This window comes from Rahnella sp. NRRL B-41462 (assembly GCF_003263525.1).
Classification (GTDB): Bacteria; Pseudomonadota; Gammaproteobacteria; order Enterobacterales; family Enterobacteriaceae; genus Rahnella; species Rahnella aceris.
This window is the reverse complement of the sequence record NZ_JYDF01000109.1, coordinates 37960-51421: the sequence shown is the minus strand read 5'-3', so window position 1 is coordinate 51421 and position 13462 is coordinate 37960. Positions and strand designations below refer to the sequence as shown.

Sequence of the window (13462 nt, the reverse complement as noted above, 5' to 3'; positions counted from 1 at the left end):
GGGGCCTCAGTGCCTTCGGTGAAGGCGACGGCGGAAGGCGCAATCGTCTGCCAGCCACCCGCTGACTGGGCGATTTGTGCTCCGCCTTGCCACGGCGCAGCACACGACGCTTTACGTCCCGCATGTCCGAGTTGCAGGCCAAGTGGCATATCGCTGTTTTCACGTAAGCCGGTCACTAAATCCTTCATGGCCGCTTCGGTTGCATCGTCCCACAAGCCCAGATCCTGAGCCGAGATACGCCCCACGGCCTCGACAGCGGTCGCTTCCAGGATCAGCAAACCCGCACCTGAAAAGGATAACTGCCCGAGATGCGCGTGATGCCAGGACGTGGCTTTCCCTTCGTCGGATGAATACTGGCACATTGGCGCGATCACGATGCGGTTAGCGAGTGTCAGCTTCCCTAAGGAAATCGGTTCAAAAAGCTTACTCATGTTTCATGCCCCTTAAAATTCAGCGTGGTGATGGACTACAAGAATAGATAACAACTAAGAATAGGTTATCGCATTTCAAAAATGGGCAATGTACAGCAGGTGTTTTTCTCCTGACGAATTTGCAACGGGAGATGTCCTCATTGTTGCTTTAATGTATAATCTTGCCGCTTCAAAAGTAGCTATTCGGTATCAATAGTTAAATTCCCCTGAAAGACAGGAACGTACACCATGCCAGTGTTACATAACCGTATTTCTAATGAGGAACTGCGTGCGCGCATGTTGGCTGAAACTGAGCCCCGCACTACGGTTTCTTTTTATAAGTATTTCCAGCTCGAAGATCCAAAAGCCTTTCGTGACGCCCTGTACGTCAGCCTGACACGCCTTAACGTATTTGGCCGTATTTACGTGGCAAAAGAAGGGATTAACGCACAAATCAGCGTGCCGCAAAGCCAGTTTGAAGCGTTCAAAACCGTGCTGTTTTCCAGCCATCCGGCGCTGGATCAGATCCGCCTGAATGTCGCGCTGGAAGATGATGGTAAATCCTTCTGGGTGTTGCGTCTCAAAGTGCGTGACCGCATTGTTGCGGACGGGATTGATGATGATTCTTTCGACCCGTCAAATGTGGGTGAGTACCTGAAAGCCGAACAGGTCAACGCCATGATTGACGATCCGGACACATTGTTTGTCGATATGCGCAACCACTACGAATACGAAGTGGGGCATTTTGATAATGCGATTGAAGTCCCGTCTGACACTTTCCGCGATCAACTGCCTATGGCCGTTGATATGCTTAAAGAAGATAAAGACAAGAAAATCGTGATGTATTGCACTGGCGGCATTCGCTGTGAGAAAGCCAGCGCGTACATGTTGCATAACGGTTTTAAAAACGTCTATCACGTGGAAGGCGGTATTATCGAATATGCACGCCGTGCCAAAGAGCAGGGGTTACCGGTAAAATTTAAAGGCAAAAACTTTGTCTTTGATGAGCGTATGGGCGAGCGTATTTCCGATGACGTGATTGCACACTGTCACCAGTGCGGTGTGGCCTGCGATAACCATACCAACTGCAAAAACGACGGCTGCCATCTGCTGTTTATTCAGTGCCCGACGTGTGCGGCGAAATTTGACGGCTGTTGCAGCGAAATCTGTATGACAGAGCTGAAGCTGCCAGTAGAAGAACAACGTGCATTGCGCGCGGGTCGTGAGAATGGCATAAAAATATTCAATAAGTCCAAAGGCTTATTGCAAACCACCATGCATATTCCGGCACCTGAAAACGACTGACCGGCGTGTATAAAAAAGCCCTGAATGGCGGCAGCGATTCAGGGCTTTATACGTTGAGGGAAGGGGATTACTTCTCCTGCACACCCTCGACCGAAATAATCAGCTCGACATTCTGCGATGCCGGACCGAGATCGGTAGTAATTCCATAATCCTTCAGCGCGATGGACCCTGCCGCTTCAAAACCTGCACGATAACCGCCCCATGGATCCTTGCCCTGACCGAGCAACTTAGCCTGTAACGTTAAAGGTTTGGTGACGCCGTTCAGCGTGAAATCGCCAGTCACTGCCAGATTTTCACCTTCTTTCTTCACTGATGTTGATTTGAATGTGGCCTGCGGATGTTTGCCAACATTCAGGAATTCAGCGCTGCGCAAATGTTTGTCACGTTCGGCGTGATTGGTGAATACGCTGGTGGTGTTAATCGTGACATTCACTTTATCCGCAGCGGGATCTTTCTCATCAAAGGTGAATCCGCCATCGAAATCATTAAAGCTGCCGTACAGCCAGCTGTACCCTAAATGCTTGATACGGAATTCAATAAAAGCGTGCTGACCTTCTTTGTCGATCTTGTAGCTGGCTGCCGTTGCCGAACCCGCCGCCAGTAACAGCGACGCCAGGGTTAAACCCAGAGTGGTCTTTTTCAACATGGTTATTCTCCGTTTATCCATAATATGAACAACATAAGTAAAGAGCTGACCGTGAGCCGGATCAGCGCCCCAGCATGCGGGTCAGGGTGCTGTCACGATCGATGAAATGATGTTTAAGCGCGGCAAGGGCGTGAAAACCTGAGATGATCACAATGCCCCACGCCATCCACAGATGCAGCGTGCCCGCGATATCGGCCTGTTGTTCCAGTCCAGACAGTGTGGCAGGGATCTCAAACCAGCCGAAGACACTGACAGGCTGACCTTCAGCCGTCGAAATCAGATAACCGCTGATCAGAATGCCGAACAGGCCGATGAACAGCAGAACATGAGCCAGCCAGGCGCCAATACGCGTTTTCACGCTGTAGCTTGCCAGCGGCTTAGGTGGCGGAGAAATAAACCGCCAGGCAAGACGGAATACCATCGCAGCAAAAATCAGGATGCCGATACTTTTATGTATTTCCGGTGCACGGTGATACCAGGTGTCGTAATAGCCCAATCCGACCATCCATAATCCCAGTGCAAATAAACCATAAACGGCCAAAGCGATGAGCCAGTGAATTAACACTGAAATATGGCCAAAGCGTGCAGGTGTATTTTTCCACAGCATAAGATGATGTTCTCAGTGAAGAGGGTGTTTGTGGAAAATAAACATTTGGAAACATATTGGCAAACTATTATTTTCAAATTAACCGATTAATTTAACTTGTTCATTATTTTTGATGGTATCAGGAAGGTTTCCTTCAGTGCTTTTGCTTTTGTTATCTTACGGCGGTTTTGATTATATCGGTTTCAGTGATGACAGGGGTCTGTAAGGTTTTGTCATCGAAGGTAAAGTTAATCCTGATACTAAAAATTTGAGTAAAAATAATGATTTCAGGAGTGATTAATCCTTGTTGATGCTTTTCATTAGCCGGTCATTTTGATGTGAACATGAAGTTTTGTTATTCAGGCTATCAATCTAAATGTTTCTTAAATAAAACGTAAATATGTTAAAGGTTGATTCTCGAGGTGATCGAGATCAGTTTGTGATATCAGACAATATTTATAATTCTCAATAATCCTGATTAGGAATTTTTTTATAGATTAATATTTGATGTTTGCCGGTGTGGGCGCTTTAGCTGAATTAAAAGAGCACCATCCGACATCACATGGAGAGTGACATATGTTTCCTGCAATGAGCCGTTTTATGGCAGTGCCAGTGCTGCTGACAACATTATTATTCCCCCTGACCCGCGTGGCGGCGCAGCCTTTGCCGACAGTGACCACTGAGACCATCACCACTCAACCTGATGGCGTCAGCCGGACCTATCTCGGGCGTCTTGAAGCTGTTCAGGCCGTCAATGTGACCAGCCGGACTGAAGGATTTATCGCCCGCCGGGCCTTTGAGGAGGGGCAGTTTGTGAATGCCGGCGACGTCTTGTATGAAATCGATCCCGCCTTGCATCAGGCGGCTGTCGCTCAGGCCAAAGCCCAGCTCGACAGCGCCAATGCTACCGCACGCCATGCACAAACCCATCTGAACCGCATACAGCGTCTCGGTGATGCGCGTACCGTCAGCCAGTCTGATGTCGATACCGCGCTGGCTGCCCGTGATACCGCCCGTGCGGCTGTCGCGCAGGCGCAGGCGGCGTTAAAAACGCAGGAACTGCAACTAAGCTATACCCGCATTACGGCGCCCATTGCAGGGCGCATCGGCGTGAGCCATTTTCATACCGGCAGTCTGGTGAATCCGGCCAGCGGTGCACTCACGGAAATCGTGCAACTCGATCCGGTACGTGTGGTGATTTCAGTGAATGAACGTGATGTTCTCAGTGCCAGCCACAGCAGTGGCACGCTGGAAGACGCTTTCTCTGCCGATAACATGACGCTTTCTCTGCGCTTATCGGACGGTTCACCTTATATGAAAGCGCCCGTGCTGGAATCCCTCGGCAATCGTATTGATGCGCAAACAGGGACCTTGCCGGTCAGGCTGACCGTGGCAAATCCAGACCATCGTTTGCTGCCGGGGGGCACCGTGAATGTGGCCGCAGAGCCGCGTTCCGGACATTCTCTGCCGGTACTGCCTGCGCAGGCTTTGCAGCAAAATGCGGCAGGGCACTTTGTCTTGCTGGTGAATGACGGACAGCGCGTGGAAGCACGCCCGGTGCGTCTTGGTGCACAAACGGGACACGGCTATTTCGTCATTGAGGGTTTGCAGGGCGGAGAAAAAGTTGTGACAGAAGGCCTGCAATGGATCCGGCCAGGTATGGAAGTGAATGCACGGGCTGCTACGGATGCCCCGGATATGGCCGCGAAGAAACGTTAAGGAATAACGATGCTCCAGCAATTTATTAAAAGACCCCGCTTTGCGGTTGTCATCGCGCTGGTGACGGCGCTGATCGGTGCCGTCGCCCTGAAGGTCATTCCGGTTGAGCAATATCCGGATATCACGCCACCCGTGGTGTCAGTCAGTGCTATTTATCCCGGTGCGAGTGCACGGGACGTAGCGGAATCCGTTGCCGCGCCGATTGAGGCGCAGGTTAACGGTGTCAGTAACATGCTGTATATGTCGTCGAATAGCGGCAATAACGGCAGCTACACGCTGACTATTACGTTCGCCAGCGGTACGGATCCGGATACGGCGGCTGTTGAAGTACAAAACCGTATTTCACAGGTCAGCTCACGTCTTCCGCCGGAAGTGCTGAACACGGGCGTGTCGGTGCGCAAACAGGCTTCTAATATTCTGATGGGCATCAGCCTCCTTTCACCGGAAAATACCCATGACATGCTGTTTATCAGCAACTTTGCCAGCATTCAGTTGCGTGATGCGCTGGCGCGTGTGGATGGTGTAGGTGATGTCCGGGTTTTCGGTTCCCGTGACTACAGCATGCGTATCTGGCTGGACCCGCGCAAAATGGAAGCGCTGGATGTCAGCAGTATGGAAATCAGCGCCGCTATTCAGAATCAGAATGTGCAGGCGGCGGCCGGGCAGATTGGCGCGTCACCGAGTCCGTCAATGCAGCAGCAAACCCTGACCATCAGCGGCGCGGGGCGTCTGAGTTCGCCGGAAGCGTTCGGCAATATTATTGTGCGTAAAAATGCTCATGGCGGTACGGTGCGTTTGCGCGATGTCGCGCGTATTGAACTGGGTGCGCAGGATTATCAGGTGAATGCGACACTGAATCAGACGCCGTCTGCCTTCCTGTCAGTCTATCCCGCACCGGGGGCAAATGCGCTGAATGTGGCGAATGCTGTGCGCGAAGAAATGTCGCGTCAGGCACGCAATTTCCCGGATGATCTTACCTATGAAATCAAATTCGACTCGACTCGTTTTGTCAGTGCTACGCTTGATGAGATTGCCGTTTCACTGGTACTGACCTTCGCCGTCGTCCTGTCGATTGTTTATCTGTTCCTGCAAAGTATGCGGGCGACATTCATCGTCGCACTGACCATTCCGGTGTCTTTACTGGGGACGTTTGCCGTGCTTTATGCCTTTGGCTATTCCGCCAATACCCTCAGCTTATTTGCCATTATTTTGGCGCTGACGGTAGTGGTCGATGACGCCATCGTGGTGGTGGAAAACGTTGAGCGCCTGATGATGGAGGATCCGTCGCTCGGGCGTGTGGCCGCAACCCGCAAAGCTCTGAAGCAAATTGCCGGGCCGGTCATCGCCACTACTGTGGTTCTGCTGGCGGTATTTGTGCCCATTGCGGTTCTGCCGGGTATTACCGGTGCGCTGTATCGTCAGTTTGCTGTCACTCTGTCGGCGGCCGTTGTTCTTTCAAGTATCAACGCGCTGACCCTGACCCCAGCGCTGTGCGCAACCCTTCTCAAGCCGCGACCTGCGAAGCCGGCCCGTGTTTTCCACTGGTTTAATCAGGGGCTGGACGCTGTTCGCGATGTCTATGTGAAAGCCGCACGGGGCATCAGTAAAAATGTGTTCACCAGCGTTGTAACGGTTCTGGTGATCGGCGGAGCCTGTGTATGGGGCTACAGCAGTTTGCCAAAATCCTTCCTGCCGGATGAAGATCAGGGCTACTTCTTCGTGAATGTGCAGTTACCCGACGGGGCGTCATTAAACCGCACCGGTGCCGTGCTCGGGCAGATGCAGCAGATTATGCAAAAAGACCCGGCGGTCGAGGATGTGATCGCCATCAGTGGCTTCAGCCTGCTGAGTGGCGGGAGTTCGCCAAACGCCGCCTTTGGTATCGTATTGCTCAAGCCGTGGGGTGAACGCGACAGTGTGGATCAGGTGATTGGTCGCCTGCAACCGGCGATGGCGGGTATTCCATCTGCAATGATTATGGCAATAAATCCGCCCGCGATTTCCGGATTAGGTACGGCCTCAGGGCTGGATTTACGTTTGCAGGCGTTACAGGGGCAATCGCCACAGGAACTGGCTCTCACCGGACAGGCGCTGATCCAGGCCGCTAACCAGGATCCTAATCTGAGCCGTGTGTTTACTACCTTCAGTGCCTCCGTGCCGGAAATCGCCCTGAGTGTGGATCGTGACCGTGCGGCGCTGTTACAGGTACCGGTCAGCCGTATTTTCGGTACGTTGCAGACATCACTTGGTGGCGTGAACGTCAGCGATTTCATCATCAATAACCGTCTGTTCAATGTGCAGATGCAAAACGAAATGGAAGATCGTCAGCGCGCAGACCAGATATCCACACTCACGGTACGCAGCAACAACGGCTCACTGGTTAGCCTGGCGAAGATGGTTGAACTGACACCGTCGCTGGGTGCACCGTTTATCACGCAATATAATCAGTTCCCTTCACTGGCTATCAGCGGCTCGGCGGCACCCGGCATCAGTTCCGGTGAGGCGATGGCGCAGATGGAACATATCCTGAGCGAGAAGCTGCCTGCGGGTTACGGCTATGAATGGACCGGCATGTCATTGCAGGAAATTCAGGCTGGTGGCCAGGCCATCCTTATCTATGCCGCGGCACTGCTGTTTGCGTATCTGTTTCTGGTGGCGCAATACGAGAGCTGGAGCATTCCTCTTGCTGTGATGATTTCTGTGATTTTCGCGGTGTTTGGTGCAATCGGCGGCCTGCACATGGCGGGGCTGAGCAACGACGTATATGCTCAGATTGGTATGGTCTTGTTAATCGGCCTCGCGGCGAAAAATGCCATTCTGATTGTTGAATTCTCAAAAGCCAGAAGAGAAGAGGGGGCATCCGTTAGCGAAGCGGCACAGGACGGCGCGAAACAGCGTTTCCGCGCGGTAATGATGACGGCAATCTCGTTCATTCTCGGGGTGTTACCGCTGGTCATGGCATCCGGTGCAGGTGCCATGAGTCGGCATATCATCGGCGTTACGGTGTTCAGTGGTATGTTGCTATCCACGACGGTGGGGATCCTGTTTATTCCGGCGCTGTATCTGCATATCCAGCGTCTGCGTGAGTGGGTGAAATCTCGCTAAGGATCCGGCCAGCTTCAGGAGAGAAAGGCTTGCGTAAAACGATCGTGACAACTCAGGGTCTGAAAATTGTTGTAATGATGGCGATGCTGGTAGTGATCTTCGCGGGGATTAAATCTGCTGCAGATATCATCGTGCCCTTTATTCTGGCGCTGTTTCTGGCTTTCGTATTGAATCCGCTGATTGTCTTACTGGAAAAATGGCGGGTGCCCCGGGCACTCGCTGTTTTGCTGGTGGCAACGCTGGTGATTTGCATGATGGTTTTTCTGACCACCAAACTGCTGGTGACGCTCAATGAATTTGCCCGCACATTGCCACAATATCGCGGACTTATTGTCGACAAACTCAGTGATATTGAGGCCTGGTTTCCGCAAAGCGAACTGACGTTATCTCCCGAGCAACTGGCCAGTTACATCGATCCGGCGGCGACGCTGAATATGGTCAGTAAGTTAATCAGCTATTTGTCCAACGCCATGGCCGGTCTGTTCTTACTGCTGATGACCGTGGCATTCATGCTGCTTGAAGTCCCGCAACTGCCCTACAAAGTGGAGCAGATGTCTGAGGACCCGGGCAAAGGAATGGCTAATATTCAGCGTGCCCTGGACAGCGTGACACGCTATCTGGTGATCAAAACGCTGATAAGTGTGGTGACGGGGCTGGCAGTTTGGGCTTTGCTGGCAGTTACCGGCATCCGTTTTGCGTTCCTGTGGGGGATGCTGGCTTTCGCCCTGAATTACATTCCCAATATTGGTTCTTTTATCGCGGCTATTCCGCCGATCATTCAGGCATTTTTGTTTAACGGTTTCAGCGAAGGGTTGATCCTGGCAGGGGGTTATATCCTCATCAATCTGATTTTCGGCAGCATTATTGATCCGAAAATTCTGGGGCGCGGATTGGGGTTATCGACGCTTGTGGTCTTTATGTCGCTGATATTCTGGGGATGGCTGATGGGGCCGGTCGGCATGTTGCTTTCGGTGCCGCTGACGATTGTGCTCAAGATAGCCCTTGAACCCACGGCGGTAGGCCACAAAATTGCCGTGCTTCTGGGCGATGGTCCGCCAGAACATAAAAGTTAGCTTTTCTTTTCAAAATGATGAGCAAACATTTCAATTTTTTATGCATTAAGCGAATCACTGAAAGCAGGATGTTTGTGATTTTTGTGGGAGTCGCGTGACGAGAAATTATGCTTGTCATTGGTGAGTCTGCTCAAGATGAGTCTGCTAACATTAAGGCCATCGTCGGCTTCTGTCGTCATAGTGCAACCTGGCGAGAGAGAGAAGGGATACAAACAAGATATTTAAAAAGATGGGTGAAGAATATCACGATATAAAATGCCCTGAATTATCAGGGCATTTAGGGTTTTTGCAGGTTTAGCTATAAGTTTTGTAAATCATCTGCAAGTCGTCTTTAATTTGTCGGCTGATTGGCGTCGCAGAAATATCATCAATGGGCCAGAATAAATACTTAATCAGGTTGTAAATGAAACAAAATTCCAGCCGGTTACGGACTTTGATTTTCTGCGCCAGATGTCGTTTATGGACATATACCGTACGGCTGCTGATGTTTAATTTTCTGGCAATACGGTAGTTCGGCATCTCAGACATCCAGTAGCTCATTACCAGAATTTCCTGATCGCTAAGTAACATTTTTGGCAAACCGAAGTTATTTATCGGCATAAATGCTTCGGGATCTGCTGCAATCTGCTGCAAGAGGGAGGTGAGTGCCTGCTTGTTGAGAATAGAGACTTCGCGGGTAACGGCAATCGGTGTTTCGGAATCCGGGTAACTGGCGTCAACGTAGCAGTATATTCGGGCGCTTTGACGAAATTCAAAAAAAGCTTTTAATTCCTCAGATACTTCTGCGTTATGGCAATGGTTTGTCATATTCACAAGAATAATATCAGGTTGAAATTCAGGAATTAGATTGAGGGAGTGAGAAATATTCACAGTGTCGATAATATCGAGGCTGTTATTTTCAATAAGATAAGAGAAAATTCCTAAACGCGTAAAACCACAGGGTTCAATTATACAAATTTTCATACCACGTCCTTGTCATGCGTAACATTACGCGCCGAAACCACTCCTGTGATTTCTGTATCCAGCATAGATTCTTTTCTATAATGCTGTCAATTCGTAAATTCCAGTCTATTGATCTTGTTCAAACTGAAATTGAAAAAATCGTATCGTTAATAAAATGATAACCCTCGATAAATATTCACGAGGGTTGAAATTATTTTACGTTAATTGAACCGCGTAAGAGAAAAGGGGGTGAGATCAAAAGGAATAGGATGATTGTTACCGAAGTGAGTAACTATTTCCCCTAATACGCTGGCGAATTTAAAACCGTGACCACTTAATCCCGAAATCACTAAGGTATTTTCTCTGCCCGGCAGGGTATCAATAATGAAATCTTCATCAGTCGTCATGTCATAAGTGCATGACGCACCACGCAAACTGACACCTACACCCGGCAGGAAATGGCGGAAGAAATTGAAGGACTCTGTGCCATCCTGACTGACGCTGCCGTAAGGTTTACGCTGCTCGGGTTCCGTTATCCATTGACCACCGTTATGTTTACCTAACTTAAGTTCATCCTTCACAGAGGGGAATCCGTAGTACTGATCGCCTTGCAGAGTTTCGAGCGTAAAGGCTGGAAAATGGTTTTCTTCACTGTAGCGGCCATCTGCATGGAACCAGGCAAACACCTTACGCAGAGGTTTCACGGGTAATTCCGGGAGGATTTTCGTGACCCAGGTTCCCGCCGTTACCACCAGTTTGGCCCCGCGGTAGACTCCGTCAATCGTTGATACTTCAATGCCATCATCCAGCCAGTTAATACTTTCAACGGGACAGTTGAATAATTGCGCACAGCCTGCTTCCCGTGCGAGACGAATGTATGCCGCAACCGCCATTTCACTTTGCAGAAAACCCGAGTTGGGTTCGTATACACCGCAATAGCCGTCCTGCAACGTGAACAGAGGCCACTTTTCGCGAATTTCAGCCACACTAAGGGATTGTATGACGAGATTGTAGGTTTCTGCGCTGTTCTTAACGTTACTGATAAATTCAGAGTTTTCAGGACCAATATTCAGGACGCCGCTACGATGGAAAATCTTATCGCTGCTCAGTTCTGCCAGCTCATCCCAAAGTGTTTGAGCTCTCAGCAGCATTGGCACATAACGGGAACCTTCGCCGTAAGCGTGGCGGATAAGGCGTGTTTCGCCATGGTGACTGCCCGCCTGATGGGGTGGCATTGCGCTATCTATCATCAGCACTTTCAAGCCGGAACGGGTGGCGTAGTAGCCTGCGGCTGAACCGACCGAACCGCTGCCTACGATAATGAGATCGTAATCCATAATTCAAACGTTCCTGTGGTGAGAATTTTTAACAAACTGGCTACTGGCATGATAGAGAGTTTAAGGCGAAGAAGGCAAGCAGCGCGGAGGCAAAGAAAAAGGCACCAGGATAAATCGCTGGTGCCTCAGACTGGCAGGTAAAGATTAGTGTTTTCGGTGATCACTGTATTCGTACTCGTTAGATTCTATCTTTTCGATGCCGGCTTCAAGAATGTTAATGAGTTGCCGTGCAACGTCGGTAGTTAACCACAAGGTTCTGTCTACCTGAGCATCCTCGGGTGTCTGGTCTTTTGAAGACAGGTAATGAAGGCGTATCATCATGGCATCATAAGAGTCGACGGTACTGATATCCCAACCAACAAGCGGGTGTGTCTGAATAACTTCATCATTTCTGTCCATATAGACCCCTTATATTGTAGTGACTGACGTGAGTGACTATCTGAGGATCAAGGCGGCTCATTATCATGTGAGCAATTTCAGTATAAACAGATAAACCGATTTATGGAGTGATTTAAGCGTATTAAATTGTAAATAATTTGTGTTGATTATTTATTCAGCGGAATAATCTGAGATTAACTTAAATTTTATTTTTCAGAAGAGTCTGTTTTATGCAGTAAAAAAGAATAAAAAACCGGACTGCGACGCCCGGTGAAATACACCAATAGCCTTGCGGCGTGGTTTTAATAAACCTGATTATTATAGATAGGGAGTAAAAAGTGAATGGCTTTTCAGGGATTTCATCGGGTTACTCATCGTTCTGATTTGAGAACCAGTCATCAGCGCTTTCCCAGGTTTCCTGAAGAATTTCCTCGATAAGGTCACGGTCAGTTTTTGCGCCACCCAAAACGGACAGGCTATTTGCCCCCGCATAGCGGACCTGAATTTTATTTTCGCGGTCAGAAAACTGTTTGTTAATTCTTTTACTCAATTCACCTGATAACGCGTCCAGCGCGCCAGCAGGCAGAGGCTTGGTTTTATCGATTGTGACTTCAACACGCATAGGACCTCCTGAATAGATTTGACTGTATATTTATACAGTCAAATCATGATCAGTGCAATACACGCTTGTGAGAATTTGTATTTAGTTCGACGTCACTTTCCAGTTCAGTGTCTGACCTGCGAGGAATGGCACAACAGATTCATCGCCCAACGCAATTTCTTCCGGCTGCGTCACCGGTATACGAGACATTTCGATGAAGTCTTCATTGAGCGGCAGGCCATAGAAACGCGGGCCGTTAAGGGAGCAAAACGCCTCAAAGTGTTGCAGTGCATTCATTTCTTCAAAGACGGTCGCATAAGCCGATAACGCCAGTGGGGCATTGAAGCAACCTGCACATCCGCAGCTCGATTCTTTACGGTCTTTGGTGTGCGGCGCAGAGTCGGTACCGAGGAAGAAGCGATCCGCGCCGCTGGCGATGACCTCACGCAATGCTTCCTGATGAACGTTGCGTTTGAGAATGGGGAGACAGAACAGGTGAGGGCGCACGCCGCCAACCAGCATGTGATTGCGGTTGAACATCAGATGTTGCGGCGTAATGGTTGCGCCCAGATACTGATTGCCGGAAAGAACATACTGCGCGGCTTCTTTGGTGGTGATGTGCTCGAAGACAATTTTCAATTCAGGGAACTGACGACGCACCGGATCCATCACTTCATCAATGAAGCGGGCTTCACGATCAAAAATATCAACATGGTTGTGAGTGACTTCACCGTGGATCAGCAAAGGCATACCGATTTTCTGCATACGTTCCAAAACAGGGTAAATCATTTTGGTATCAGAAACGCCATTCTGGGAATTTGTTGTCGCGTTGGCCGGATACAGTTTTGCTGCTGTGAACACGCCTTGCTCGAAACCGCGGGCAATTTCTTCCGGATCCAGAGAATCGGTCAGATAGCAGGTCATCAGAGGGGTAAAATTATGTCCGACAGGCAACGCGGCCATAATACGTTCACGATATGCTATCGCAGCCGCCACGGTGGTTACGGGAGGGCTCAGGTTTGGCATGACAATCGCACGACCAAATACTTCACTGGTGAAAGGTAACACCGTGCTGAGCATTTGGTCGTCACGAAGGTGAATATGCCAGTCATCTGGACGGCGGATTTTCAAAACTTGCGGTGTTGCGGTCATCAGGCAAAACTCCGGCATTGAGAGACAAGATATTGGGATCAGGTGCGGTAATGGGAGCATTAACGGCGGGGAACAAGAATAAGCGTAAAAGCGATGTGTTGCATCTGTTAAATAAAGTTCGTATTGAAATCAATGTGTCGAAAGGTTCATAGTGGGGACAGATTTTAGTCAGAGTGCTTACCGGTTCGCCGCTAAGCATGACCAAAAA

General features: G+C 49.7%; 11 protein-coding genes and 1 pseudogene. 4 read left to right on the top strand and 8 right to left on the bottom strand.

The window, feature by feature from the left end; translation table 11 throughout:
• A pseudogene (locus UC14_RS22310) lies at positions 1–431 on the bottom strand (oxidoreductase); the annotation flags it as partial.
• A gap of 228 nt (positions 432–659) precedes the next feature.
• Here UC14_RS22310 and UC14_RS22305 point away from each other — a divergent pair.
• Complete coding sequence (locus tag UC14_RS22305) at positions 660–1715, top strand: rhodanese-related sulfurtransferase (protein WP_013576267.1); 1056 nt, start codon at positions 660–662, stop codon at positions 1713–1715.
• Between the two features lie 67 nt (positions 1716–1782).
• On the opposite strand, the gene UC14_RS22300 is transcribed toward UC14_RS22305, so the two are convergent.
• A complete protein-coding gene (locus UC14_RS22300) occupies positions 1783–2358 on the bottom strand; it encodes a YceI family protein (RefSeq protein WP_015690191.1) in 576 nt (191 codons plus the stop codon).
• Between the two features lie 64 nt (positions 2359–2422).
• Positions 2423–2968 carry a cytochrome b gene (locus tag UC14_RS22295; protein ID WP_037037309.1) on the bottom strand — a complete coding sequence of 182 codons (546 nt, stop codon included), beginning with the start codon at positions 2966–2968 and terminating at the stop codon, positions 2423–2425.
• Positions 2969–3523: 555 nt separating this feature from the next.
• Here UC14_RS22295 and UC14_RS22290 point away from each other — a divergent pair.
• The 3 genes from UC14_RS22290 to UC14_RS22280 are packed head-to-tail and all read left to right on the top strand — an operon-like array spanning position 3524 to position 8844.
• Complete coding sequence (locus UC14_RS22290; protein WP_112198447.1) at positions 3524–4666, top strand: efflux RND transporter periplasmic adaptor subunit; 1143 nt, start codon at positions 3524–3526, stop codon at positions 4664–4666.
• A 9-nt stretch (positions 4667–4675) separates the two neighbouring features.
• Complete coding sequence (locus UC14_RS22285) at positions 4676–7771, top strand: efflux RND transporter permease subunit (RefSeq protein ID WP_112198446.1); 3096 nt, start codon at positions 4676–4678, stop codon at positions 7769–7771.
• A gap of 29 nt (positions 7772–7800) precedes the next feature.
• Positions 7801–8844, top strand: a complete 1044-nt coding sequence (locus tag UC14_RS22280; RefSeq protein WP_112198445.1) for an AI-2E family transporter — start codon at positions 7801–7803, stop codon at positions 8842–8844.
• Positions 8845–9138: 294 nt separating this feature from the next.
• On the opposite strand, the gene UC14_RS22275 is transcribed toward UC14_RS22280, so the two are convergent.
• The 5 genes from UC14_RS22275 to pyrC all read right to left on the bottom strand — a co-directional run bounded on the left by UC14_RS22275 (position 9139) and on the right by pyrC (position 13254).
• Entirely contained in the window at positions 9139–9807 is a 669-nt protein-coding gene (locus UC14_RS22275; protein WP_013576260.1) for a LuxR C-terminal-related transcriptional regulator, read from the bottom strand.
• 200 nt (positions 9808–10007) lie between these two features.
• Complete coding sequence (gene solA / locus UC14_RS22270; RefSeq protein ID WP_112198444.1) at positions 10008–11123, bottom strand: N-methyl-L-tryptophan oxidase; 1116 nt, start codon at positions 11121–11123, stop codon at positions 10008–10010.
• A 144-nt stretch (positions 11124–11267) separates the two neighbouring features.
• Entirely contained in the window at positions 11268–11522 is a 255-nt protein-coding gene (gene bssS / locus UC14_RS22265; RefSeq protein WP_013576258.1) for a biofilm formation regulator BssS, read from the bottom strand.
• Positions 11523–11868: 346 nt separating this feature from the next.
• The gene (gene dinI, locus UC14_RS22260; RefSeq protein ID WP_013576257.1) at positions 11869–12123 is read right to left on the bottom strand and encodes a DNA damage-inducible protein I; all 255 of its coding nucleotides are present in this window, start codon (positions 12121–12123) and stop codon (positions 11869–11871) included.
• An 81-nt stretch (positions 12124–12204) separates the two neighbouring features.
• Positions 12205–13254 carry a dihydroorotase gene (gene pyrC, locus UC14_RS22255; RefSeq protein WP_112198443.1) on the bottom strand — a complete coding sequence of 350 codons (1050 nt, stop codon included), beginning with the start codon at positions 13252–13254 and terminating at the stop codon, positions 12205–12207.
• Positions 13255–13462 lie beyond the last annotated feature (208 nt).